29 protein-coding genes are annotated in these 23,830 nt (G+C 69.4%); 14 read left to right on the forward strand and 15 right to left on the reverse strand.

The annotated features are described in order from the left end of the window. The first annotated feature begins 47 nt into the window (after window positions 1–47). On the forward strand, window positions 48–761 hold the full coding sequence (locus IE302_RS40670; protein ID WP_191259792.1) for a DUF2306 domain-containing protein: 714 nt from the start codon (window positions 48–50) through the stop codon (window positions 759–761). On the opposite strand, the gene IE302_RS40675 is transcribed toward IE302_RS40670, so the two are convergent. Both IE302_RS40675 and IE302_RS40680 read right to left on the reverse strand, forming a co-directional pair. Further along, entirely contained in the window at window positions 736–1,875 is a 1,140-nt protein-coding gene (locus IE302_RS40675) for an acyl-CoA dehydrogenase family protein (protein ID WP_191259793.1), read from the reverse strand. The genes IE302_RS40670 and IE302_RS40675 overlap by 26 nt on opposite strands. Then, window positions 1,872–4,223 carry a bifunctional salicylyl-CoA 5-hydroxylase/oxidoreductase gene (locus IE302_RS40680; protein WP_191259794.1) on the reverse strand — a complete coding sequence of 784 codons (2,352 nt, stop codon included), beginning with the start codon at window positions 4,221–4,223 and terminating at the stop codon, window positions 1,872–1,874. The genes IE302_RS40675 and IE302_RS40680 overlap by 4 nt, the downstream gene beginning before the upstream one ends. A gap of 47 nt (window positions 4,224–4,270) precedes the next feature. Between IE302_RS40680 and IE302_RS40685 the strand changes: the two genes are divergently transcribed. After that, window positions 4,271–4,669: a RidA family protein gene (locus IE302_RS40685; protein WP_191259795.1), complete on the forward strand. Its 399-nt coding sequence runs from the start codon at window positions 4,271–4,273 to the stop codon at window positions 4,667–4,669. On the opposite strand, the gene IE302_RS40690 is transcribed toward IE302_RS40685, so the two are convergent. Next, entirely contained in the window at window positions 4,666–5,514 is an 849-nt protein-coding gene (locus IE302_RS40690) for a PaaX family transcriptional regulator (RefSeq protein WP_191259796.1), read from the reverse strand. The genes IE302_RS40685 and IE302_RS40690 overlap by 4 nt on opposite strands. A gap of 73 nt (window positions 5,515–5,587) precedes the next feature. Here IE302_RS40690 and IE302_RS40695 point away from each other — a divergent pair, with 73 nt between their 5' ends. Genes IE302_RS40695 through IE302_RS40705 form a run of 3 tightly spaced genes read left to right on the forward strand, consistent with a single transcriptional unit; the run spans window position 5,588 to window position 7,105 of the window. Further along, window positions 5,588–6,262, forward strand: a complete 675-nt coding sequence (locus tag IE302_RS40695; RefSeq protein WP_191259797.1) for a cytochrome P450 family protein — start codon at window positions 5,588–5,590, stop codon at window positions 6,260–6,262. Between the two features lie 37 nt (window positions 6,263–6,299). Beyond that, complete coding sequence (locus IE302_RS40700; protein WP_191259798.1) at window positions 6,300–6,650, forward strand: PLDc N-terminal domain-containing protein; 351 nt, start codon at window positions 6,300–6,302, stop codon at window positions 6,648–6,650. Window positions 6,651–6,688: 38 nt separating this feature from the next. Then, a complete protein-coding gene (locus IE302_RS40705) occupies window positions 6,689–7,105 on the forward strand; it encodes a nitroreductase family deazaflavin-dependent oxidoreductase (protein WP_026467014.1) in 417 nt (138 codons plus the stop codon). Between the two features lie 73 nt (window positions 7,106–7,178). On the opposite strand, the gene IE302_RS40710 is transcribed toward IE302_RS40705, so the two are convergent. Together IE302_RS40710 and IE302_RS40715 are read right to left on the reverse strand one after the other, a co-directional pair. Further along, window positions 7,179–8,360 (reverse strand): acyltransferase family protein, encoded by a 1,182-nt coding sequence (locus IE302_RS40710; protein ID WP_191259799.1) that lies wholly within the window; start codon window positions 8,358–8,360, stop codon window positions 7,179–7,181. Between the two features lie 97 nt (window positions 8,361–8,457). Then, window positions 8,458–9,792, reverse strand: coding sequence for an FAD-binding oxidoreductase (locus tag IE302_RS40715; RefSeq protein WP_191259800.1), 1,335 nt, complete (start codon window positions 9,790–9,792; stop codon window positions 8,458–8,460). Between the two features lie 70 nt (window positions 9,793–9,862). Here IE302_RS40715 and IE302_RS40720 point away from each other — a divergent pair, with 70 nt between their 5' ends. Beyond that, window positions 9,863–10,747: a LysR family transcriptional regulator gene (locus tag IE302_RS40720; RefSeq protein WP_191259801.1), complete on the forward strand. Its 885-nt coding sequence runs from the start codon at window positions 9,863–9,865 to the stop codon at window positions 10,745–10,747. On the opposite strand, the gene IE302_RS40725 is transcribed toward IE302_RS40720, so the two are convergent. From IE302_RS40725 to IE302_RS40735, 3 genes are all read right to left on the reverse strand, one after another. After that, entirely contained in the window at window positions 10,716–11,819 is a 1,104-nt protein-coding gene (locus IE302_RS40725) for a methyltransferase (protein WP_191259802.1), read from the reverse strand. The genes IE302_RS40720 and IE302_RS40725 overlap by 32 nt on opposite strands. A gap of 125 nt (window positions 11,820–11,944) precedes the next feature. Next, on the reverse strand, window positions 11,945–12,769 hold the full coding sequence (locus IE302_RS40730; RefSeq protein ID WP_191259803.1) for an SDR family oxidoreductase: 825 nt from the start codon (window positions 12,767–12,769) through the stop codon (window positions 11,945–11,947). Then, window positions 12,766–12,912, reverse strand: coding sequence for a hypothetical protein (locus IE302_RS40735; protein ID WP_191259825.1), 147 nt, complete (start codon window positions 12,910–12,912; stop codon window positions 12,766–12,768). The genes IE302_RS40730 and IE302_RS40735 overlap by 4 nt, the downstream gene beginning before the upstream one ends. 76 nt (window positions 12,913–12,988) lie before the next feature. Here IE302_RS40735 and soxR point away from each other — a divergent pair, with 76 nt between their 5' ends. Further along, window positions 12,989–13,435 carry a redox-sensitive transcriptional activator SoxR gene (gene soxR / locus IE302_RS40740; protein WP_191259804.1) on the forward strand — a complete coding sequence of 149 codons (447 nt, stop codon included), beginning with the start codon at window positions 12,989–12,991 and terminating at the stop codon, window positions 13,433–13,435. Here the strand turns inward: soxR and IE302_RS40745 are convergent. From IE302_RS40745 to IE302_RS40760, 4 genes are all read right to left on the reverse strand, one after another. Next, window positions 13,425–14,657, reverse strand: a complete 1,233-nt coding sequence (locus IE302_RS40745; protein WP_191259805.1) for an RNA polymerase sigma factor — start codon at window positions 14,655–14,657, stop codon at window positions 13,425–13,427. The genes soxR and IE302_RS40745 overlap by 11 nt on opposite strands. Continuing rightward, complete coding sequence (locus IE302_RS40750) at window positions 14,648–15,013, reverse strand: YciI family protein (RefSeq protein ID WP_191259806.1); 366 nt, start codon at window positions 15,011–15,013, stop codon at window positions 14,648–14,650. Before IE302_RS40750 ends, IE302_RS40745 begins: the two co-directional genes overlap by 10 nt. Before the next feature lie 76 nt (window positions 15,014–15,089). Further along, window positions 15,090–16,625 (reverse strand): serine protease, encoded by a 1,536-nt coding sequence (locus IE302_RS40755; RefSeq protein WP_191259807.1) that lies wholly within the window; start codon window positions 16,623–16,625, stop codon window positions 15,090–15,092. Window positions 16,626–16,713: 88 nt separating this feature from the next. Further along, the gene (locus IE302_RS40760; RefSeq protein ID WP_191259808.1) at window positions 16,714–17,505 is read right to left on the reverse strand and encodes an SDR family NAD(P)-dependent oxidoreductase; all 792 of its coding nucleotides are present in this window, start codon (window positions 17,503–17,505) and stop codon (window positions 16,714–16,716) included. 82 nt (window positions 17,506–17,587) lie between these two features. Here IE302_RS40760 and IE302_RS40765 point away from each other — a divergent pair, with 82 nt between their 5' ends. From IE302_RS40765 to IE302_RS40785, 5 genes are all read left to right on the forward strand, one after another. Further along, window positions 17,588–18,148, forward strand: a complete 561-nt coding sequence (locus IE302_RS40765; protein WP_191259809.1) for a TetR/AcrR family transcriptional regulator — start codon at window positions 17,588–17,590, stop codon at window positions 18,146–18,148. A gap of 45 nt (window positions 18,149–18,193) precedes the next feature. After that, window positions 18,194–18,526 (forward strand): PadR family transcriptional regulator, encoded by a 333-nt coding sequence (locus IE302_RS40770; RefSeq protein ID WP_191259810.1) that lies wholly within the window; start codon window positions 18,194–18,196, stop codon window positions 18,524–18,526. Continuing rightward, window positions 18,523–19,335: an ATP-binding cassette domain-containing protein gene (locus IE302_RS40775; RefSeq protein ID WP_191259811.1), complete on the forward strand. Its 813-nt coding sequence runs from the start codon at window positions 18,523–18,525 to the stop codon at window positions 19,333–19,335. Before IE302_RS40770 ends, IE302_RS40775 begins: the two co-directional genes overlap by 4 nt. Beyond that, window positions 19,332–20,015, forward strand: a complete 684-nt coding sequence (locus IE302_RS40780; protein WP_191259812.1) for an ABC transporter permease — start codon at window positions 19,332–19,334, stop codon at window positions 20,013–20,015. Before IE302_RS40775 ends, IE302_RS40780 begins: the two co-directional genes overlap by 4 nt. 111 nt (window positions 20,016–20,126) lie before the next feature. Further along, entirely contained in the window at window positions 20,127–20,894 is a 768-nt protein-coding gene (locus IE302_RS40785; RefSeq protein ID WP_191259813.1) for an SDR family oxidoreductase, read from the forward strand. Here IE302_RS40785 and IE302_RS40790 read toward each other — a convergent pair whose 3' ends face one another. Beyond that, window positions 20,895–21,440: a TetR/AcrR family transcriptional regulator gene (locus tag IE302_RS40790; protein ID WP_191259814.1), complete on the reverse strand. Its 546-nt coding sequence runs from the start codon at window positions 21,438–21,440 to the stop codon at window positions 20,895–20,897. Between the two features lie 83 nt (window positions 21,441–21,523). On the opposite strand from IE302_RS40790, the gene IE302_RS40795 reads away from it, so the two are divergent. Both IE302_RS40795 and IE302_RS40800 read left to right on the forward strand, forming a co-directional pair. Beyond that, window positions 21,524–22,012 carry a DoxX family protein gene (locus IE302_RS40795; protein WP_494492196.1) on the forward strand — a complete coding sequence of 163 codons (489 nt, stop codon included), beginning with the start codon at window positions 21,524–21,526 and terminating at the stop codon, window positions 22,010–22,012. Window positions 22,013–22,063: 51 nt separating this feature from the next. Then, window positions 22,064–22,225, forward strand: coding sequence for a hypothetical protein (locus IE302_RS40800; RefSeq protein ID WP_191259816.1), 162 nt, complete (start codon window positions 22,064–22,066; stop codon window positions 22,223–22,225). A gap of 8 nt (window positions 22,226–22,233) precedes the next feature. Here the strand turns inward: IE302_RS40800 and IE302_RS40805 are convergent, their stop codons facing one another. Further along, window positions 22,234–22,941 carry a hypothetical protein gene (locus IE302_RS40805; protein ID WP_191259817.1) on the reverse strand — a complete coding sequence of 236 codons (708 nt, stop codon included), beginning with the start codon at window positions 22,939–22,941 and terminating at the stop codon, window positions 22,234–22,236. A 142-nt stretch (window positions 22,942–23,083) separates the two neighbouring features. Continuing rightward, window positions 23,084–23,830 (reverse strand): HNH endonuclease signature motif containing protein (locus IE302_RS40810; protein WP_229908284.1); only part of this gene is annotated, 747 nt, incomplete at its 5' end.

The raw sequence follows: 23,830 nt of genomic DNA on the forward strand, positions 1-23,830 counted from the left end.
TCACCTTCGCCTTAACCTCGGGCTCGGGGAACAAGGGGGAGACAACCATGACCGTCAGACTGGAGCACCGAGACCCACCGGAAACCACGAAGGGAAAGCCCTGGTGGCGGAGACCATGGGTGGCACCGCTTGCCGTCGTGGTCGTCGTATTCCTGGTGTTTTCGCTACCGCCGTACCTCGCGATGGACCCCGCGCGTTCGCGGATTCCGCAACCGCCGGGCTTTACGTCGCACTACTGGTTCCTGACGGCACACGTGCTGTTCGGCGCCATCGCGATGGCGGGGGCGCTGCTCCAGATCTGGCCGTGGTTCCGGGCGAAGTACCCGGTGGCGCACCGGCGGATCGGGCGGATCTACGTCTTCGCCGGAGTCCTCCCGGCCGGGCTGATGGCGGTGACGATCGGCGCGTTCAGCCCGTTCGGCCCGACGACCCGGGTGGCCAACGTCCTGACCGGGGCGCTGTGGCTGGCCTGCACGTTCGCCGGCTGGCGAGCGGCGAGGCGGCGCCGGTTCGGCGACCACCGCCGGTGGATGATCCGCAGTTTCGCGCTGACGAACCTGATCATCCTCAGCAGGGTGATCGGGCCGATCGCGATGGTGACGCTGGAACCGCACGTCCCGACCGTGTTCGGCGGCAGCGGACTGGCCTACCTCCAAGCGGTCTCGGGGATCACGGCCTGGCTGAGCCTGACGCTGGTCCTGATCGTCACGCAGTGGTACCTCGACCGGCGTCCGGTCAAGAAGTCAGCGAACGGGCGATGATCGTCCGCTGCACCTCGGACGCGCCTTCGTAGATCCGCGGCGCCCGGACCTCGCGGTAGAGGTGTTCGAGCAGATGCCCGCGCCGCAGCGCCCGCGCGCCGTGGATCTGCACGGCCGCGTCGACGACGTACTGGGCCGTCTCGGTGGCGAACAGTTTCGCCATCGCGGCGCGGCCGGCAAGGTTCCGTTCGCCCGCGTCGTAGGCGGCTGCCGCGGAGTAGACGAGCAGGCGCGACGCCTCGGTGCGGGTCGCCATCTCGGCGAGGGTGTGCGCCACGGTCTGCTGCCGCAGCAACGGCCCGCCGAACGCGATCCGGTTCTGGGCGTGGGCGACGGCGGCGTCGAGCGCGGCCTGCGCCATCCCGACGGCGAACGCGCCGACGCTGGGCCGGAACAGGTCCAGCGTCCGCATGGCGACGCCGAAACCGCGGTCCTGCTCGCCGAGCAGTTCCTCCCGCTCGACCCGGACCCCGTCGAACACGAGAGTGCCGATCGGATGCGGGCTGACCAGGTCGAGGTGTTCGCCCGAGAGCCCGGCACGGTCGGCGGGGACGACGAAGGCGGAGACACCGCGTGAGCCCGCTTCCCTGGTGGTGCGGGCGAAAACGCTGTAGAAGTCGGCTTCGGGGGCGTTGGAGATCCACATCTTCTCGCCGGTCAGGCGCCAGCCGTCGCCATCCGGCTCGGCGAAGAGCTCCAGCGCCGCCGCGTCCGAGCCCGCGTTCGGTTCGGTGAGCGCGAAAGCGGCGACCGCGTCACCCGCCGCCACGGCGGGCACCCACTTCGAGACCTGGGAGTCCTGCCCGGATTGCAGGACCGGATACGTGCCGAGACCCTGCAACGCCAGCGCCGTCTCGGCTTCGGTGCTCTGGCTGGCGAGGGATTCCCGCAGGATGCAGAGATCCGTCGCGGCGGCCTCGCGGCTCGGGCTGCCGCCCTCGACACCGGGGAAGAGCCGGGAGAGCAGGCCGAGCGCGCCCATTTCCTTGAGCAGCGGCCGGTTCACCGCGCCTTCGGTGCCGGATTCGGCCAGCGGGCGGAGCTTCTCGGCGCCCAGCCGTCGGACCTCGGTGGCGAAAAGCTGCTGCTCCGGGCTCAGTGCGAAAGCGGTCATCGGTCACTCCCAGGTCGCCAGCGGGCGTGCGCGGTGCCGGGTTCCCCCGAGCGCAGCAGTTCCAGCCGTGGTTTCGGCCCGTCGGTGCGGCCACCCTGGGGTTTCCGGCTGCCCGCGGCGTACTGCTTCGGCCACGGCATCGGATAGCCCTGTTCGGCGGCGGCGTGCAGTGTCCACTGTGGATCGTAAAGATGGGTCCGGCCGAGCGCGCAGAGATCGGCGCGGCCCGCCAGGATCAGCGAGTTGACGTCGTCGTAGGAGGAGATCGCGCCGACGGCGATCACCGCGATCCCGTACTCGCGCCCGATCTCGTTGCGGATCCGGTCGGCGTACGGCGTCTGGTAACTGCGGCCGTACTCGGGCTTCTCCTCGCTGACCACCTGGCCGGTCGAGACGTCGATGCCGTCCGCGCCGTGCTCCGCGAACGCGCGGGCGATCTCGACGGCCTCGTCGACGTCGACCCCGCCGTCGTACCAGTCGGTCGCGGAGATGCGGACCGTCATCGGCCGGTCCGCGGGCCACGCGACGCGGACGGCGTCGAAGACTTCGAGCGGGAAACGCAGCCGGTTCTCCAGGGAGCCGCCGTAGTCGTCGCCGCGCCGGTTGGTCAGCGGGGACAGGAAGGACGACAGCAGGTAGCCGTGCGCGCAGTGGAGTTCGAGGAGATCGAATCCGGCCCGAGCGGCGGCGCGGGCGGATTCCGCGAACTGTTCGCGGATCTCGGCCAGTTCGGGCACGGTCAGTTCACGCGGGGTCTGATTCGCCTCGGCGTAGGGAATCGCGGACGGGCCGCAGATCTCCCAGTTGCCGTCGGTCAGCGGCTGGTCGATGCCGTCCCACATGAGTTTCGTCGAGCCCTTGCGCCCGGAATGGCCGAGCTGGACGCCGATGCGCGCGGGCGTGTGACCGTGCACGAAGTCGGTGACCCTGGCCCAAGCCCGCTCCTGTTCCGCGGTGTACAGGCCGCCGCAACCCGGGGTGATCCGGCCGGTCCCGGAGACGCAGACCATCTCCGTCATGACCAGCCCGGCGCCGCCGAGTGCCTTGCTTCCCAGATGTACCAGGTGGAAATCGGTCGGGACGCCGTCCTCGGAGGAGTACATGTCCATCGGTGAGACGACGACGCGGTTCGGCAGGTCCAGGTTCCCTATCCGGAACGGCTGGAACATCGGCGGCCGAACCTCACCGTCCACAGTGGATGCGAACCAGCCGTCGAGCTCCGTGGTGAACTCGGGATCGCGCAGCCGGAGGTTGTCGTAGGTGACGCGGCGGCTGCGGGTGAGGATGTTGAACGCGAACTGCGCCGGGTCCTGATGGGTGTACCGGCCCAGGTTCTCGAACCATTCCAGGCTCGCCTGGGCGGCGCGCTGCGTCGAGGTGACGACGGGGCGGCGCTCGGTTTCGTAGGCTTCCAGTGCACTGTCCATATCGGACTGTTCGTGCAGGCAGGCGGCGAGCGCGAGCGCGTCCTCCATGGCGAGTTTCGTGCCGGAGCCGATGGAGAAATGCGCCGTGTGCGCGGCGTCGCCGAGCAGGACGACGTTCTCGTGCCGCCAGCTCGCGCAGCGCACGGTGGCGAACGCGGTCCACTTCGAGTTGTTGGCGAACACCTGATGGCCGCCGAGGACGTCCGCGCAGAGTTCGCGGATCACCTCGATCGACTTCTCGTCGCTTTCGCCCGGCGCGAGCGAGGTCGAGGCGATGTCGCCGAACGCGCGCTGCCAGACGTCCTCGTGCAGTTCGAGGATGAACGTGCTCGCCTTGTCGCTGTACGGATAGCCGTGGATCTGCATGATCCCGTGCTCGGTTTCGAGGACGTGGAACTTGAAGGCGTCGAAGACCAGGTCCGTGCCGAGCCAGATGTACTTGCAGCGGCGGGTCTGCAGGGACGGCCGGAAGCTCTCCGGCAGGGCGTTGCGGGTCGGCGAGTTGACGCCGTCGGCGGCGATGACGAGGTCGTACTCCGCGCTCGCCTCGGCCACGCCCGGCGCCTCGGTGCGGAAGCGCACGTCCACGCCGAGTTCCGCGCAGCGTTCCTGGAGGATGCCGAGCAGTCGTTTGCGGCTCATCGCGGCGAATCCGTGCCCGCCGGAGGTGTGCACCGTGCCGCGGAAGTGGACGTCGATGTCGTCCCAGCGCGCGAACTCCCGGCGCATGGCCGCGTGGATCACCGGATCGGCGTGCTCGATCCCGCCGAGCGTCTCGTCGGAGAACACCACCCCGAACCCGAAGGTGTCGTCGGGCGCGTTGCGCTCCCAGACGGTGATCTCGTGATCGGGATGGAGCTGTTTCGCCAGCGCGGCGAAGTAGAGCCCCGCCGGGCCGCCGCCTAACACCACGATACGCACGTCGCCAGGGTATGTCGCGGTATGTACGACCGTCAACGATACGGGATATGCTGACCCGTATGGAGCGCATCAACCCGCCCGAGCTCGGCCGCCCCTCCGGTTTCTCGCACGCCGTCGCGGCGAGCGGACGGTTCGTCTTCCTCGCCGGTCAGACGGCGTTGAACGAGGAGAACCGCATCGTCGGCGACGGTGTGGTCGAGCAGTTCGAACGCGCGCTGTCCAACCTGCTCACCGCGTTGCGCGCGGCGGGCGGGGAGCCGTCGGACCTGTGCAGCGTGACGATCTACATCGTCGACATGGACGACTACAAGGCTCACGCGCGCGAGATCGGCGCGGTGTGGAAGCGGCTGGCCGGGAGCGAGTACCCCGCGATGGCGGGGATCGGCGTCAGCCGGCTCTGGGACGTCGAAGCCCTGGTGGAGGTGCAGGGCTTCGCGGTGGTTTAGGGCAGCGTGCGGGAGACGTGCGAGGCCGCGGCCTCGCCCAGCCGCGAGTGCAAGGTGAAGAACAGGTCCGCGGCCCGGATCCCGGCCCAGCCGGACGGCAGCAGTTCGGCGGGCAGGCCCGGGTCGAGGTAGGGCAGGCGCCGCCAGTCGGTCAGCACCCGGACGTAGTCGGCGAACGCCTCGCCCTCGTCCGTGGTCTTGCGCCGTTGCCAGCGCCGGAGCGCGGACGCGTGCTCGTCGAGGAACGCGGTGTAGAGCGTTTCCAGCTGGTCGAGGTCCCACCAGTCGCGGATCTTCTCCCGCACGTCGCCGAACGCGAGGTGCTCGGCGTGGAAGAGATCGGCGTAACCCTCCAGTTCGAGCCGCCGCAGCATGTCCGACGTCGCGTCGCGCAGATGCGCGGGCGCGATCCAGACGCCGGACGACGCGGTCCCGAAACCGAGCCGGGCGAGCTGGGTGCGCAGGACATGCCGCTTGTGCCGTTCGGCCTCCGGGACGGAGAACACCGCGAGCAGCCAGCCGTCGCCGGGAGTGGCGCGTTCGCGGCGGAAGATCCGCTCGTCGCCTTCGCGCAGGATCGCGAGCGCGGTTTCGGAAAGTTCGTAGCCCGCCGCCCCATCCCGGCGCACCGCGGAAAGGATCCCGCGCCGTTTCAGCCGGGAGATGGACGAGCGGACGGCGGGTTCCTCGATGTCCACACCGGCCAGCAGATCGATCAGGGAACGGACCGAAAGCCAGCCGCCCTCACCGCGTGAATAGAGGCCGTACACGGTCACGATCAACTGGCGCGGTTGCGCCGTTCGCCCCGCGCCGTCGACTTCGGTTGCCTCCGACACGACCGTCACCCGGTCACCATAACAACGACGGCAGGCCGGCGTTTCGGTCGTGACCGAAGCGTTCCGCACTTAGCGTCACGGTATGGAGGATCCCCTGATCGAAGCCCCCGTCCCGCCGGTTCCCCAGGACGTCGAGCCGGGTGGTGTCCGGTGGCTGCGGGCGAACGTCGCCCGGTTCAGCCGTCCGGAGGACCACGCGCGCCGGAGGGCGCTCGTGCTCGCCGAACTCGCGCCGATGGACTCTTTGCGGGAGAAGGCTTTCGCGCTCGCCCGGGAATTGCGGGACGAACCGGCGGAACGGATCCTGTGGACGGTCCCGGTCGCGATCCTGGCCGCGGAAATCGGATTACCGGACGTTTCCCGCGACATCGCAACGGTTTCCGCCGCTTACCACCCGCACACCGAAACCGGGCCCGAAGCGGAAGAAGCCATGCGACGGCTGATCGAGGCCTGCGGTGGCGACCTCGACGAGCGGACGGCCGCGCGGATCGGGCTCCTGGTGCAGGCCTGTGACGCCACGGCGAAGCTGCTCGGCAAGGCGCTGGCCGCTCACCGGCCCGGTGAAGACGTCGCCGATCTGCTCGACCGGGTCCTGCGCGAGGACCCGCCGGTCCGGATCACCCGGCGGTGGGTCGACGGCGCCGTGGTCGAGGTGGACCTGACGGAACGGCCGTTCGGAGCAGGGCCCAGGAAATGTCCGGGAGAGGCGCACGCGTTGGGGGTGGCCAAGGGAATTCTCGACGCCCTCCTGTGCTAAGACTTACCCCGGCAATCCGGAACTGGGGAGATTTTCGATGCTGTATTTCAATGGTTTATTCGGCGTTCTCACCCTCGGCCTGTGGATCTTCTGCATCGTCGACGTGATCACCACGGACGAGGGATCGTGCCGCAACATGCCCAAGGGGATGTGGCTGCTGCTGGTGCTGATCGTCCCGCTGGTCGGCTCCATCGTCTGGCTCGTCGCCGGGCGTCCGCAGCACGCCGCCCGAGCCCCGCGCGGCCGGTACGAGCGCGAGTCGCCGGCGTTCCCGGAGTACGACCGGCCCGGCCGCTTCGCCGCGACGAGCGCCGAAGACGATGAGGAATTCCTCCGCAAGTGCAGGGAACGCGCCGAGGAACAGCGCCGCAAGGCCCGCGAAGCCTGAGTAGCCTCGGCTGCGGGAGATCGACACTGGAGGAAGAAATGTCCGAAATGCTCGACTGGAACAAGAACATCATCAAGGAGTTCCGCGAGAACGAGGGGAAGGTGGGAGGCCCGTTCGAGGGCGGCTCGCTGCTGCTCCTCACCACCACCGGGGCGAAGAGCGGCGAACCGCGCACCTCGCCGCTCGCGTACTCGGAGGACGACGGCAAGTACGTCATCGCCGCGTCGTACGCCGGGGCGGACAAGAACCCGGCCTGGTACCACAACATCGTGGCGAACCCGAAGGTCACCATCGAGGTCGGCACGGAGAAGTTCGAAGCGACCGCGACGGTCGTCCTCGAAGACCGCGCCGAGCGTGACCGTCTTTACGCGAAGATGGTCAGCACGATGCCGGGCTTCGCCGACTACGAGAAGAAGACCGATCGGGTGATCCCGGTCGTCACGATCTCGCGGTGATCGCCGCAATCAGTCCTCTGAATGCGGTACTTGCGTGGGCAACTACCGCATTCAGAGGACGAAACGCGAGGGATCAGCGCGCGCCGCTGGGAGCCTCGACAGCGCTCGGCGCCTTGAGTTCGGCCTCGGCCGCACGCAGCGCCTTGCGTTCCTGGCGGCGCGCGATCAGCTTCTTGCCGGTGCGGATCATCGGCTGCTCCACCCAGCGGTGGATCAGGTCCGCGATCGCGAGCCCGACGGCGAACACGGTCAGCGCGCTGATCATCCGGTGCTCGCCCAGCGGCGGGATCGCCGCGACCACGGCGAAGTGCACCGGGCCCTGCAGCAGGTAGAGCGAGTACGAGCGCTCACCGACGAACCGCATCACCTTCGTCGCCAGCAGCCAGCGCAGCGGCCCCGGCGAGACCAGGACGACCAGCAGCATCGCCGAGAGCAGGCCGTAGGCGATCAGCAGGCCCAGGTTGCTGCCGGTCTCCCACCACAGGCTTTCCATGTTGACGTGCAGCAGGGCGAACGCGCCGAACACCGGGATCGCCGCGAGCGGGTGGGTCAGCGGTTTGATCACCGCGTAGGACCGGCGGTAGTGCATCGCGATCGCCAGCACGCAGCCGATCAGCAGGATCGCGTAGTGCACGGTCGACCGGTAGATCGGCACCTGCGGCCCGTTGAGCACCCAGCCGCTGGTGACCCCGACCAGCCCGGCCATCAGCGCGAACGCGGCGAACGCCAGCGCGAGCTTGCGCCACGCCGCGGCCAGGCCGACGGCGCCGGCGACCACCAGCAGGAACGGCCAGAACAGGTAGAACTTCTCCTCGATGCCCAGTGTCCACGAGCCGCTGAAGAAGTTGTCCGGGCCGTTCGGGCTGGCGCCGGGGAAGAACTCGTTGAAGAAGGTCAGGTAGAACTTCAGCGCGTTCGGGAACTCGCGGGTGAAGAACTCCCCGCGCAGCCACACGAACACCACGATCCCGCCGAGGATCACCAGGTACGGCGGCAGGATCCGGAACACCCGGCGCAGGTAGAACGCCGAAAGCGAGATCCGGCCGGTCCGGTCCTGCTCACGCAGCAGCAGCGTCGTGATCAGGAAACCGGACAGCACGAAGAAGATGTAGACGCCGACCCAGCCGGACAGCCAGCTCCACTTCGGACCCGCGAAGTGGAAGAGGATCACGATGGTGGCCGCGATCGCGCGCAGCCCGTCGAGCGCGGGGAACCGACGCATGGCGAGGAACTCGTCATGGTCCAAAGTGCGCACAGTGCCCCCTAACGGCGGTATCGGCCCGGAAGTATACGGGGGCCGTTCACTGCGCCTTCGCCCTGTCTGGAGCCTTCCGACCAGCGGATTTCGAAGATCACCCAGCGTCACGCGCGGGTTCGACGTTATGGGTCAGCCTGAACCGGTTGGCCGGGTCGACGGCCGCCTTGACCTCGGCGAGCCGCCGCAGATCGGCGGGGGAGTACACCTGGGACGCTTCTTCGCCGGGGTCGCTGTCGCCGTAGACGAAGGTCAGCAGCTTGCCGGTCGACCAGGGCTTCAGCGCGTCGAACAGCTTCCCGTGGGCGGCCTTGATCTCGGGCATCGTGGCGTCGTCGACCACGGACAGTGCCCGGACGGTGAAGCTCGCTTCGCGGTCCCAGCCGACCCCGGGGTGCTCGGGCCGGTCGGACAGCGCGCCGCCGAGCAGGTCCAGCAGGACGACGGTCGGCACCGGGGCGCCCGGTCCGGCGTGGTCGAGGATCGCGTCGAGCATCGCGTCGTTCAGCTCGGACACGGTCGCGTTGTCGGCGCGGTAGCCGTGCGGGAACGGCGGCTCGTTCGCGATCTTGCCCGATTCGGTGAAGGGGATCTCGGCGAGCGTGTCGCTCAGCGGCTCGGCGGCGGCGCGCAGCGGCGCGACCAGGCGTTCCCCTTCGGCGGCGTCGCCCGCGTAGGCGATCCGGATCTGCGCGACGTGCTGCCCGCGCAGCGGCTCGGGCACCATCGGCAGATCCGGCATCGGGACCATGCCCAGCGACGACGTCATCTCGCGCGGCATCCCCGCCGCCCAGTCGCGCCAGGCGCGGAGCACCGTGGCCAGCGATCCGGTGCCGAACTGCAGGCTGCCGCCGTAGAGCCGGGCGACCGGGACGAGCCGGAATTCGAGCGCGGTGACGATCCCGAAGTTGTCGCGGCCGCCGCGCAGCGCCCAGAACAGGTCCGGTTCGGTGTCCGGGGTGGCGCGGCGGAGTTCGCCGTCCGCGGTCACGACCTCGATCGCGGTCACCTGGTCGGCGGCCAGTCCGTACTTGCGGCCGAGCAGGCTGAACCCGCCGCCGAGGGTGTACCCGACCACGCCGACCCCGGGGAAGGAGCCGCTCAGCGGCGCCAGCCCGTGCCCGGCCGCCGCCTCGATGACCGCACCCCAGCGCACGCCCGCGTCGACCCGGGCGATGCCGTCGTCGATCCGGATCCCGGTCATGCGGTGGGTGGTGACGAGGACGCCGCCCTCGAAGGGGACGCCGACACCGTGCCCGGTCGAGTGCACGGCGATCGGGAGGTCGTGCTCGGCGGCGTAGCGGACGGCCTCGACGACGTCGGCGGCCGAAGCGGCGGCCACGATGACGTCGGGACGACGGGAAACGGCGGTCTGGAAGCCGGCGAGTTCGGCGTCGTAGCCGGAGTCGCCGGAGCGGAGCAGTGTGGTCATGACACCAGCCTGAGCTCGATCCGGCCATAAGTCCAAGATCTAGTTTGTCTTGCAACTAGAATCATCGGTTATGGAACTGCGTCAGCTCGAATACTTCGTCGCGGTGGCCGACGAGGCGAACTTCACCCGGGCCGCCGAGCGGCTGCACGTCGCGCAGCCCGGCGTCAGCGCCCAGATCCGCCGTCTCGAACGCGAACTCGGGCAGCCGTTGCTCGACCGGTCGGCCCGGGCGGTCCGGCTGACCGAGGTCGGTGCCGCCGCGCTCCCGCACGCGCGGGCCGCGCTCGCCGCCGTCGCCGGGGTGCGGCAGGCGGTCGACGACCTCACCGGACTGGTCCGCGGCCAGGTCGCGATGGGCATGGTGTCCTCGCGCGGCCCGGTCAACCTGCCGGATCTGCTCGCGCGCTTCCACGAACGCCATCCCGCCGTCGACATCACGCTCGCCGAGGCGACCTCCGACCTCCTGCTCGCGGGCGTCGCCGACGGGCGGTTCGACCTCGCCCTCATCGGGGTCTCCGGTGAACCGCCGCCCGGGATCGGTCTCGAAGTCGTCCTCGACGAGCCGCTCGTCGCCATCTCCGGGCCGGAGGACCCGCTCACCGCGCACGCCACGATCACGCTGTCGGAGCTGGAAAGCCGTTCGCTGGTCAGCCTGCCGAAGGGCACCGGCATGCGCGCGATCGTCGACGCGGCGTTCCTCGCCGACAGCGCCCAGCCGAGGGTGACGCTGGAAGCGGGCGACCCGAACGTCGTCGCCGAACTGGTCGGCCGCGGACTGGGCGTCGCCGTCGTGCCGATGTCGCTGGCGACGCACTACACGGAACTGCACGCCATGGAGATCACGCGCCCGGCCGGCCTGCGGGCGAAACTCGCGCTGGCCTGGCGGACGGAGGGGCCGGTCAGCCCCGCCGCCCGCGTGTTCATCAGTCAGGCACGGGCGCTGCTCGGGCTGTGAGCGTTGTGAGCCGCCACAGCGAGGTCACTTCCCGCGCGCGGGCCTCGTGCAAGGGATCGCGCGGATCGGTGGCCTTGGGATGCTTCGGCCGGACGTCCTCCCTGCCCCGCACTTCGAGACCGGAACGCTCGAACGCCCGCAGGAGTTCTCCGCGCGTTCGCAGGCCCAGCAGTTCGGCGAGGTCGGACAGGATCAGCCAGGCCTCGCCGCCGGGGGTGATATGCCGGGGCAACCGGTCCAGGAAGGCGTTGAGCATCCGGCTTCCTGGGTCGTAGACGGCTCGTTCGAGCGGGGTGTGCGCCCGGGCGGGCAGCCACGGCGGATTGCAGACGACCAGCGGTGCGCGACCCGGCGGGAACAGGTCCCGCTCAAGGGTTTCGATGCCGCTGAAACCGAGTCGCTCGAAGTTGTCGCGCGCGCAGGCGAGCGCACGCGGCTCGTTGTCCGTCGCCACCACGTGTCCGACGCCGCGATGGGCGAGGACGGCGGCGAGCACGCCGGTCCCGGTGCCGATGTCGAACGCCAGTTCCTTGGCGGGTAACGGAGTTCTCGCCACCAGGTCGACGTACTCGCCGCGAACGGGGGAGAAGACCCCGTGGTGCGGATGGATTTTCGCGCCGAGCGCCGGGATCTCGACGCCTTGCACCCGCCATTCGTGCGCGCCGACGACGCCGAGCAGTTCGCGCAGCGACACCAGCGACGCGGTTTCGGAAGGTCCGTAGACCTCGGCGCAGGCCACCCGCACGTCCGGTCCGCGGCGCAGTGGCAGGACGTGGCCGGGATCCAGCGGAACCAGCAGCCTGCCGAGGATCCGCGCTCGGCGTGCTTGATGGTTCCGCTGGTCCCGGAAGGGTTTCCCAGCCGCCGTGCCGCAGCGACGGGACATCGCGGCGAGTAGGTTCCGCGCGCCGGGGAAGTCGCCGTGCCAGGCGAGACCGGTGCCGGACACGGCCAGCCGGAACGCCTCGTCGGCGGTGGTCCCGTCGCCGACGGCGACGACGGTTCGAGGCGGTTTCGTACCGACGGTGGTCAGCCAGCGCCGACCACCGTCCTTTGTGGACAGGGGGTTCATGGTTTCCGTTCCTGGATCCGCCCGCGGCGAAGAGACCCCGCGGGCGATGCTCGTCGGGGGACAAGGTCAGGAACGGCGGCTAGTGGACCGCCGCGGCATGAACCGGTGTCGACACGGACCCGAGTTTACCGGAACTCGGCGGCATGCTCGGCCGCCCAGACCTCGAAGTCCAGCCCCGGCCTGCCGGTGACGTCCTCGACGGTCGAGGTGACCGGACCCGGGGTGCCGACCAGGTCCCGGGTCGCGTTCAGCATGGTGTCGACGATGAAGTCCGGCATCCTCGTGAGCAGGGCCGCCCGCGCTTCTTCGTGCGGGATCTCCTCCCAGCGCGCCGGACGGCCCGCGGCCTCGCCGATGATCCGGACCTGCTCGATCTGCGTCATCGGCCGCGTGCCGGTGAGCGCGTACTTCGCCCCGTCGTGCCCGCTGCCGGTCAGTGCCTCGACGGCCACCGCGGCCATGTCCTTCTCGTGGATCATCGTCATCGACGCCTCGCCGTACGCGCCGCGGACGACGCCGTCCGCGCGGATCGACGGCGCCCAGCCGAGCGTGTTGGCCGCGAATCCGTGCGGCCGCAGGAAAGTCCACTCCACGCCCGCGGCTTCGATCGCCTCCTCGACGGTGCGGTGCCAGGCGCCGATGGCGTTCACCTGTTCCGTCAGGGAATCGTCGACGGCGCCGGAGGAAAGGAACACCACGCGCTTCACGCGTTCCCCGAGCAGCGACACGGTGCGCACCAGTCCTTCGGCGGATCCGGCGAGCATCAGGAACACCGTGTCGACGTCGTCGAGCGCCGGCGCGATCGTCTCCGGTTCCGCCAGGTCACCGCGGACGCCGCCCGGCGGCGGGTTCCGGCTCAGCGGCCGGACCGGGACGTCCCGCGCCCGCAACTGGGCGACCACTTGCGAACCGACGTTGCCCGTCGCCCCGGCGACCAGGATCGGCTTCATGCCGCCACCGCCGTCGTCGTCGCGGAAAGGACCGGGCGGTACCGCTTGACCGACCCGCCCGACATGCCCGGGTAGATCTGCACCTTCTTCCACACGTCCGTCTCCTCGTCCGGTGTCGGCCACTGTCCCTTGTGGATGGTCATTTTCGAGGTCCCCTGTGGTGTCATGCCGCCAGCATGAAACTTGAACAAGGGTTTAAGTCAAGGGAGAATCTCGTCCATGTCCGGACCTCCCGCCGAACTCACCATCGGAGAGCTGTCACGGCGCAGTGGCGTCGCCACCTCGGCCCTGCGGTTCTACGAGCGCCAGGGCCTGATCAGCAGCAGGCGGACCAGCGGAAACCAGCGCCGCTACCCCCGCGCCACCCTCCGCCTGGTCGCGTTCATCCGCGCGTCGCACCACCTCGGCATCCCGCTGGAGGTGATCGGCGGCGTGCTCGACCTCCTGCCGGAGGGTGCCGCGCCGGACCACGAGTTCTGGCGGCGCGCCTCCGCCTGCTGGAGCGCGGAACTCAACAAGCGCATCGCGCAGCTGGAGTGCATGCGCGACCGGTTCACCGAATGCATCGGCTGCGGCTGCCTGTCCTTCGAGCAGTGCGCGCTGGTCAACCCCGGTGACTTCCTCGCCGCGAAGGGGCCCGGCCCGGCCAGGCTGATCACGGACTGACGGCGGCCAGTTTCCGTTCCAGCAAGCGGCGTTCGGCGCTGTTCTCCGCCTGCCGGATCGCGGTTTCGTACGCCTTCGCCGATTCCGCCGGGCGGCCGAGCCGGTGCAGCAGATCGGCCCGGATGGCGTGGTACAGGTGGTATTCCGCCAGTTCCAGGCCGTCGATCACGTCGAGTGCCGCCCGCGGGCCGTCGACCTCGGCCACCGCCACCGCGCGGTTGAGGGCGACGATCGGCGTCGGGTTCGCCGCCAGCAGCAGGTCGTACAGCTGGACGATCTGCGACCAGTCGGTGCTCGCCGCGTCGGCGGCGTCGCTGTGGACGGCGTTGATCGCCGCCTGGATCTGGTACGGGCCCGGCTGGTTCCGCCGCAGGCAGGCGCGGACCAGCGCCTGTCCTTCGCCGATCAGCTCCCGGTTCCACCGCGACCGGTCCTGGTCGGCCAGCAGCACGACGTCGCCGTCCGCGCCGGTGCGGGCGGCCCGGCGGGACTCGGTGAGCAGCATCAGCGCCAGCAGCCCGGTGGCCTCCGGTTCGTCGGGCATGAGGCCGGTCAGCAGCCTGCCGAGCCGGATCGCCTCGGCGCACAGGTCCTCCCGCACCAACCGGTCGCCCGAACTGGCCGTATGCCCCTCGTTGAACACGAGGTAGATCACGGCGAGCACCGAACGCAGCCGGTCCGGCAGATCGGCGTCCTCCGGGACGCGGTACGGGATCTTCGCGTCGCGGATCTTCCCCTTGGCCCGGACCAGCCGTTGCGCCATCGTCGACTCGGGGACGAAGAACGCGTGCGCGATCTCGCCGGTGGTCAGCCCGCCCAGCAGTTTCAGCGTCAGCGCGACCTGCGCGGTGACGGCCAGCGCCGGGTGGCAGCAGGTGAAGATCAGTCTCAGGCGATCGTCGCGCACAGGTCCCTCCTCGTCTCGTTCGTCGACGGCTGGTTCGTTGCCGGCCGCGAGCAGCGCGGCCTCGGCGTGCTTGTCCTCGCGCGCGGCTTCCCGGCGCAGCTTGTCGATGCCCTTGTTGCGGGCGGTCGTGATGATCCAGCCCGCCGGGCTCGGCGGCAGGCCGGTGGACGGCCACTTGTCCACCGCCGTGGCGAAGGCTTCCTGGACCGCGTCTTCGGCGAGGTCGATGCTGCCGAAGACGCGGACCAGGACGGCCACCGCGCGGCCGTACTCCTCGGTGAAGACCCGGCCGATCTCGTCCGTCGTCAGACGCACGTGTGGCCTTCCTCGCCCTGGAACGGCCGGACCTCGACGGGCAGGTAGGTGATCTCGGTGACCCGGCGGCCCCATTCGAGCGCCGCGTCCAGATCCGGTGCCTCGACGACGGTGAACCCGCCGAGGTGCTCCTTGCCCTCGGCGTACGGGCCGTCCGTCATCGCGATCTCGCCGTTCTCCTTGGCCCGCAGGACGGTCGCCGTGGTAGGCGGGTGCAGCCCGCCGGCGAACACCCAGGCGCCCGCGGCCTTCATCTCCTCGTTGAGCGCCTGGATCTTGCGAGCGATCGGTTCGAGGAACTCCGGCGGCGGGACGGGGCCGTCGGGCTGGTACAGGCTGATCAGGTACTGGGTCATGGCGTCCTCCTGAGGTCGAAGCGGCTTGTCACTCCCTATACGAAGGGCGTCCCGCCGATTCGACACCCGGCGGGAATTATTTTTCCAGGGCACATCGTCGCAGGTCGATCGTGGATCCCTTGGTCAGGCAAGCCGAGATCCGATGGACCTGCTGGCCGTAGCTGCGGTCCTTCAGCGAGGTCACGGTGCCGTCCCGGCCAACCTCGCACGGGTTGCCCTCGGTGCAGCGCTCGCCGTCACGGTTGTGGGTGTTGTTGATCCCCATGACCGTTTTCCCGTCGCGGGACAGCAGCACCGAGCCGGAGTAGCCGGGCCTGCTCACACAGGTGTCGCTCGGGGCGTAGCGGACCGAGTCGTCCTGCTGGTATCCCGCTTCTCGCAGATGTGGCACCACGGCCTCCACCGTGCAGTGCGGGCGGCTGCTGGAATAGGCCATGAGGAGCCGGTCGCCAGCCCGCATCGGGGTGGTGGTCAGCCGGAAGACCTTCGCGCCTTCCCTGGCCAGCTGCGCGTAGGTCTTGTCCAGCCGGTACAGCGCGACGTCGGTGCCGGTCATCGTCGCGTAGACCAGCCGGGTGGCCCGGGCGTCGGTCTTCGGATAGCCGTCCCGGCCGGCGATGGTGACGGGCCGGGGCAGGTCGGCGGGCCGGTCGACCAAGGCCGTTCCCGGTGCGGGCCGCCCGCTCGGCACGCAGTGGCCGTTGGTCAGCGCCAGCGCCGGGTCTTCGGGACGCGAAGTGGCGGCGCGCACCACCGCGCCCTTGCAGTCGCCCACCGCGGCCGTGCCCTCCACGTTCGGGACCGGGGTATCCGGGGGGACGTCGGTTCCGGTCACGATTCCGTTGAGCCAGGAGGAGTTCTTCGCGACATCGGTGTACATGTCGGGGAAGTCGGCACCCCTGATGCCGGGGCCGATGACCGTCCCGGCCAAGGCCCAGTCATCGCCCGAGCGCACCAGTGCCGGGCCTCCGGAGTCCGTCGTCCCCGGTCCGACGGGAGGTTCGGCGCGGCCGACGCACAACGGCAAGGTGTGCCCGTCGTCGTCCCAGCACCGGTCGAGCGGCACCACCTCGGTGTCCGCTTCCCGCAGCTTGCCGGGGAAGCACTTCGGGTCCTTGAAGTCGTCGCAACCGGTCGCGGCCGCGCCCCAGCCGAGGATGCGGACGGCGGTGCCGACGGCGGGGGTGGCCCCGGCGAGCCGGACGGGTTCGGCCCGCACGGGAGTGCGCAGGTGCAGCAGTGCGATGTCCTCGCCGGGTGGGTCGTACGTGTTGTGGCGCCGGTAGAACTTGTCGACGTCGGTGACCTCGCCCCCGGAAGCGTTGTCCAGTGAGCCGACACGGACCTTCCAGCCGCGGGGGACCCCGACGGTCAGGCCGGTCGGGGTGTTGGCGCAGTGCCCCGCGGTGACCGCCCACTGGGGTGCGATGAGCACCGCCCCGCACCGGTGCCCGTCCGGGCGGGGCGAGTCGTACTGGAGCGAGACCATGAACGAATACGGCCGGGCGGATTCGGTGCCGCCGATGATGGCCGACGCGGGGACCGCGCCCGCCGTCGTCGCGGCCACCACCAGCCCGGTCAGCAGCGCTGTGGATCGGAATCGGATACGCATGGTGATCACGGTGGCCGGTCCGTGTCCGCGGACCGCGATCAACGGGTAACAGTTCCGAGACGGCGAAGCACTGACAAATCGTCGCAGGTCAAAGGGACTTCAGCAGCCGCGTTGTTGCGGTGTGCAGGCGCTCGGCCTCTTCGCTGTCGGCGCTGTCGGAGTCGATCGTGAGTCGCTTGTCGCGTTGGTACGCGCTCAAAGACGCTTCCGGGCGGTCCCGGATGAGGTCCAGCATCGGCCGGATCGCCTTGTCCGGCGGCGTGCCCATGAGCTTCGCGAGGACACTGACCATCGCCCGCGAGGTCCTGCCGAGCGCGCCTTGGTGACTGGTGCGGACGAATCCCGGGCTGTAGAGCACGTACCGGACATGGTCGGAAGCGAGCCGCAGCGCGGACAGCAGCCCCATCCGGCGGCTCTGCAGATTCGCCGCCTTCCAGGTGAAACCCTGTGTCAGCTGGAAATCGTCCCAGTGGATGGCGTCCTTCGGCGCGCCGGGGACGGTGGTGTCGAGGATCAGCGGCCGCTCGGCGGCGCTGAGCACGCCTTGGAGTTCCGAAGCGAAGATGTGACGGCTCAGGTAGTACAGCGCGAAGGTGTGCTCGAACCCTTCACCGGTCAGCTGCCGGTCCCGGTGCACGTACGCCGCTCCCAGGACCAGCGTGTCGACGACCGGGAAGCGCGCGGCGATCTCCTTGGTGACGCGGAGGTTCTCCGCCACTTCGCGCAGGTCCGCCTTGATGAAGTGCGCGTCGCCCGTCAGCGTCCGGAATTTCGCCTCGCTCCGGCCGACCACGACGACGGTGTGGCCCTCGCGCAGCCTGTCGGCGGCCAGTGCGCGGCCGAGCCCGTCGGTTCCCCCGGTGATCACGATCGTGGACATGGTTTCCCTCCAGTTCCGGAACATGTGTTCCGGAACATCACCGTATCCGAAACATGCGTTCCGGAAAAGGTAGGATCGAGGTATGACCACTTCGCGACGTCAACGCTGGGACGCGGCACGAAACCGCGGCCAGGTGCTGGAAGCCGCGCGAGAGTCCTTCGCCGAACGTGGGCTCGCGACAGACGTCCGCGAGGTCGCCCGGCGGGCAGGGGTCGGTGTCGCCACCGTGTACCGGCACTTCCCGACGAAAGAGGACCTGGTCAAGGCCGTTCTGGAAGATGACGTCGCCGAATGGGAGGCCGTCTCCGAGAGCGCGAAGGCGGCCGAAGACGCCTGGGCGGGAATCAGCCTCATCGTCGAGCGGACGCTGGCGATGATGGCCCGGCACCGGGCGTTCCTCGACGGGCTCACCGTCACCGAAGGCGCTCTCGACGCCTGTCGCGCGCATCTCGCCGAGAGTCTCGACGGCCTGGTCGAACGCGCGCGGCGGCAGGGGCGGCTGCGGGAGGACATCACCTCCGCCGACATCGGCCTGCAGATCCTCGCGCTCGGCCGGATCGTCGAACTGACCGCCGGGCAGGGCGACGACGTCTGGCGCAAGCACGCCGGTCTCGTCCTCGGCGCGTTCGAAGCCCGCGAGTGAACTAGCTTGTAGTGCTATCTAGGTAGCACTGCTACATTGCCCGGCATGGATCACGACCGGCGAGGCCAGTGGTTGCGGGGAGTGCTGGCTCCTTGTGTGCTGGCGCTGGTCGCCGAGCGGGAGTCCTACGGCTACGAACTGGCCCAGTCGCTCGACGCCGCCGGGCTGGGGCCGATCCAGGGCGGCACGCTCTATCCGGTGCTGTTGCGGCTGCAGCGGTTCGGCCTGGTCACCGCGAGCTGGCGGGACGGCACCGCCGGGCCGGCACGCAAGTACTACCGGATCACCGCGGAAGGCCGGGAGACACTGCGGAACGCCACCGCCGATTGGCAGGACTTCTCCGCCGGGGTGGCCTCGATCTTGCTGGAGGGACGATGAACCACGACGGATGGCTTTCCGCGCTGGCGCAGGAATTGCGCCGCCGCGGCGTCGGCGGTGACGCCGTGCGACAGGTGGTCGCGGAGGCCGCGGTCCATTTGCGGGAAAGCGGCGGAGACCCGGCGCGTGTCTTCGGGGCGCCCGGCACCTACGCCGCGGCCGTGGCCGAAAGCGTGGGACGTCCCCCGCGCCGCCCGGGCGAGGTGCTCCTGCACGCCTGTGGCATCACGAAGAAGTACGGCCGCCACACGGTTCTGCGAGACGTCGACCTGGTGGTGCGGTCAGGGCAGATCGCCGCGGTGATCGGGGCGAACGGCTGCGGGAAGAGCACGCTCCTGAGCATCTGTGCCGGGATCACCGGCGCGGACAAGGGTGAGGTCCGCGTGCGCGGTTCACTCGGATACTGCCCGCAGGACGGTGGTACGGCGGATTTCCTCGACGCGGACGAACACTTCGTCCTCGTCGGCGCGGGGCGCGGGATGACCCGCGAGGAGTCGGCCCGGATCGGTTCCGCCCGTGCGGCCGCACTGGATTGGGCACCCGGACGGGGCAGGCAGGCCCGGCATCTTTCCGGCGGGACCAGGCAGAAGCTGAACCTCGTGCTGGCCGGCCTCGGTGAACCCGACGTCCTTCTTCTCGACGAGCCCTACCAGGGTTTCGACAAGGGCACCTACCTCGACTTCTGGCATCAGGTCTGGGAATGGCGGGAGGCGGGGAAGGCGATCGTGGTGGTCACCCATCTGCTGAACCAGCTCGACCGGGTCGACACCGTGCTCGAACTCTCTCCGGTCAGGAAGGCGGCGGCGTGAAGAAAGTCCTGACGGTCGCCGAGATGGCGTTGCGCGAACTGCTGCGGCGCCGGTCGGTCCTGCTGATCCTGTTGCTGCTGCCGTTGTTGTTCTATTTCAGCAGGCGCGGCGATCATCTCGGTCAGGCGATCCGGTTCGTCTGCCTGGGCTTGAGCTGGGCGCTGAGTACCGCGGCCCTGTTCGCCGGCAGCGCGGCCCGCGGGATGGAATCACGGCTCCGGCTCTCCGGCTATCGCGGGCACCATCTCTATCTGGGCCGGTTGAGCGCGTTGTGGACCGTGGGGCTGGTGTTGTCCGCGCCCTATTTCGTGCTGGTGCTCGTCGATCAGCACGACGTCCGGTACGGCCCGGTCGCCTTGGTCATGGTGCTGATGGTCGCCGTGTCGGCGCCGTTCGGTCTCGCGCTCAGCGCCATTCTGCCGCGAGAGCTGGAAGGGACGCTGGTCCTGCTGATGGTCGTCGGCCTGCAGATGATGACCGATCCGTCGAGCCTGTTCGCGCGGTTGCTGCCGTTCTGGTCCAGTCGCGAGATCGGCACCTACGCCATCGACCACACGGACGCCGGCTACCTGACACGAGGTGTCACGCACGGCGTGGTTTCGTTCGTGCTTCTGCTCGGAGTGGTCGCCGTCGCTTCGGGAGTGCGGCTACGGCGCCGGTCGCACCTCAAGTTCATCTAGGCCTGTCGAAGCCTGCCTGGTACTGCCGGACCCAGGTTGAGCAGGCCGTGCCATCTCTCCGCGCGAGCCGGTTACCTGGACTCAGAACGAGTCCACAGAGGAGAGACGAACATGACGAACATCCAGGCGCGGCACCAGAACCGGGTCGCCGTCATCACCGGCGCGTCCAGCGGGATCGGCGAGGCGACCGCGCGGCGGCTCGCCGCCTCCGGTGCTTCGGTCGCGCTCGTCGCCCGGCGCGCGGACCGGCTGGAAACGCTCGCCAAGGAGATCGACCAGGACGGCGGTACCGCGCTCGTGCTCGCGGCCGACGTCGCCGACGCCGACGCGATGCGCGCCGCGGCGGCCGAGGTCGAGGCGAAACTGGGCCGGGCGGACCTGCTGTTCAACAACGCCGGCGTGATGCTGGCCGCGCCGGTCGACGAGGTCGCGACCGAGGACTGGCAGCGCATGATCGACGTCAACATGACGGGCCTGATGAACACGATCGGCGCGTTCGTCCCGCAGTTGGTCGCTTCGGCGGCCGAAAAGGGCGTCGCGGACCTGGTGAACACGTCGTCCATCGGCGCCCAGGCGATCTTCCCGTCGTTCGGCGTCTACGTCGCTTCGAAGGCGTTCGTGACGCACCTGTCGAAGAACCTTCGTGCCGACCTCGGCCCGAAGAACGTGCGGGTCGCGGCGATCGAGCCCGGTCTGGTCGAGACGGAGCTGCAGGGGCACGTCACCGACGCGGGCGCGCTGGAATGGCTGGACGGCGTGCGCGAAACGCTGACCTGGCTGAAGCCGGACGACATCGCCGAGACCGTGGCGTTCCTGACCTCGCTCCCGGCGCGGGTGAACCTCCAGCAGGTCACCGTCATGCCCACCTCGCAGGTCTGATCAGGGGACGAGGGGGAACAGGATCCGGGCGATCGCGCGGGCGGCGGTGTCCGGATCCTCCAGGTGTTCGGTGCGCAGCGCGCCGGTGAGCCACAGGTTCGCGAACCCGTGCATCAACGACCACGCGGCGACCCCCGCCATCTCGTCGTCGCTCACCGACGACGCGCCGCTGGTCAGCAGGTGGCCCGCGCGATCACGGGCGGCGACCAGCGCGGGGTCGTCCTCGCGGTGGAGTTCGGGGCGGAACATCACCTCGAAATGCGCGCGATGCTCGATCGCGAACCGCACGTAGGCCACCCCGACCTCGACGAAATCCCGATCGGCCTCGGCGGACAGCGCGTCCGCGAGCAGGTCGAACCCCTCGGCGGCCAGCGCGGTGAGCACTCCGGCCTTGTCGCCGAAATGGTGCACCGGCCCGGCGTGCGAGACCCCCGCGCGCCGGGCGAGGTCGCGGAGGCTGATCCCGGCCGGACCGTGTTCGGTGACGGCCGCGACGGCGGCGTCGAGCACGGCCCGGCGGAGGTCTCCGTGGTGGTACGGACTCATGACACCGAATCTAGTCATTGACAAGATGGCTCGCAAGAGCGCATCTTGTCAGTGGAAAGTTTCGCTGCTCGGAGGGCATGGTCATGGATACCGGTCTCGTACCCGTACTGATGCTGGTCGCCGTCACGGCGACGTTGTCCCTGCTGGGAGCCTTCGGCGTCCAGCGGCTGAAGCCCTGGCCGGTGGCCGTGCGCGGCGGCGTCGCGGCGCTGTTCGTCACGACCGGCCTCGCGCATTTCATCGGCATGCGCGAGGAACTCGTCGCGATGGTGCCGCCCGCGTTGCCCGCGCCCGGGCTGCTGGTCACGATCACCGGCGTCCTCGAACTGGCCGGCGCCGCCGGGGTGCTGTGGTCGCGCACGGCGCCGTGGGCGGCGGGCGGGCTGACCCTCTTGCTGCTGGGGATGTTCCCGGCGAACGTGTACAAGGCACTGCACGGGCCGGTGGCGTCGGTGATGGACGAGCTGGTGCCGCGCAGCCTGATGCAGGTGGTATTCCTGGCCGCGACGGGGTCGCTGGTGGTGTATTACGCGCGTACGCCGAACAGACCCTTTGCCCAAAGGAGACCTTAAGTCTTTCCCAAGTCCGGGCCCTTCCCTGGAAAGGGGCCCTATTATCTGAGAATGAAGATCTCATTGTGGATCGGATTCTGTGGGCTGTGCATCCTCGCCGGGCACATGCTTCTCGGTGCTGTCGGTGTCGTACTGCTGATGAGCTGCCTCCCGGCGGGACGCGATCACGAATCCGTTGACAGAGCAGGAAAAGCGCCCGCGCGGCTGGCCTGAGAAAAGCGTCAGCCCATGCTGCTCGCGAAAGCGAGCGCGCCCAGAACCGGAACCGCGACCGCCGTGAGCAAAACCGAACGGCGGCTCGGTTTGGGACTTTCCAGTAATGCGCGGACACCGGCCGGAACCAACGCGACACAAAGTCCGGCGGTGCCGATGATCGACACGATTTCGGTGCCCTTCAGCACGCCGAGTGGCAGAAGTCCCATCGACGCCAGCCCGATCGACTGGACGACGCCGAGCGCTTTCGCGCGATAGGCGGCGAAGGCGAGTACGTACCAGCCGAACATGATGGTGAACGACAGGAAACTGAACAGGTGCAGGTTCTGGTACGACTCGCTGACGACGCTCTCGGCGAACCCGGGGCCGCGCCGTCCGGCGAGTCCGAGCGCGGCCTGGTCGATGCCGGCGTGAAAGGTTCGTTCGAAGAGTCCAAAGAGGACGAAGAGGCCGCCCCAGGCCGCCAGCGCGGGCCTGGTGCGGCCGATCTTCGTGGCCAGCGCCACGATCGCTGGCCACAGCAGGACGTTGCCCGCCAGGAAACACGTGTACGCGGCCGTCATCAGCGCCGGATGGTCGCTCATCGCCCTGAGCTGGTCCGGGAAGAAGAAGTTGAACTGCGACCGCAGGAGCGTTCCGGTGAGCAGCAGGACCGGGCCGAGGATCATCGAGACCGCGGCGACGCGGCGGCCGGGGAAGACGTAGTCGGTTTCCATGGCTACGAGCCTGCCTGGACATAGAGGCAGCACGGATCGGCTCAGGGGGCGATTTACCGGCTCAGCCCGTGGGCGGACACTCCGGCTCCGTGTCGAGATTCGCATAGGTGATCGGGTCGTCGCCGGTTTTCGGCGATGGGGTTCAGAACGGTGGGGGTTCTTCGGCTGGGGTGGGTTGTGTGCGGGGTTGGTGGAGTGGTGGGGGTGTGCTGTCGTGGGTTTGGCCGGTGGGGGTGGTGATGGTGAGGGTGCCGTCAGAGGCGAGTGTGTAGGTCCAGTCGGGTTCGTCTTTGAGGCGGTGGTCTCGGCGGCAGAGGGCGATGAGGTCGTCGGCGTTGGTGTGGCCGCCGTGTTGCCAGGGCAGTGTGTGGTCGAGGTCGCAGGCCTGAGCGGGGCGGTGGCAGCCGGGTCTTCGGCATTCGCGGTCCCGGACGCGGACGAACTCGTCGAGACCGGCGGTGGGCCGGTAGCGGTCGCGGCCGAGGTCGAGGACTTGTCCGGAGAGCGGGTCGGTGATGATCCGGCGGAGCACGGTGTTCGGGCCGGTGGCGATGTGCCGGGCGAGCGCGGCCGGTATGTGGCCGTGTCCGGCGAGTTCGGCGGGGTCGTCGTTGAGGGCGAGGTAGGTGTCCAGGTCCATGTACAGGAACACCTCGGTGCGCTCCGTTGTGCCGCCGGTGCCGCCGAGCAGCAGATCGAGCGCGACGTCGGCGCGGAGCTGGTCCAGGGTGCGGGTCTCGCCACCGGTCTTGAGGGCCCGGGCCTCACGGTCGATCCGGGTGTAGGCGGCGGTGACCTTCTCGACCGGGCCGTCCTCGACCTCGATCGACGCGACCCCGGTCTCGCCTTGGCGCAGGGTGAGGCGGCGACCGTCGCGATGGTGCTCGGC

Source organism: Amycolatopsis oliviviridis (assembly GCF_014654365.1).
Lineage (GTDB): Bacteria > Actinomycetota > Actinomycetes > Mycobacteriales > Pseudonocardiaceae > Amycolatopsis > Amycolatopsis oliviviridis.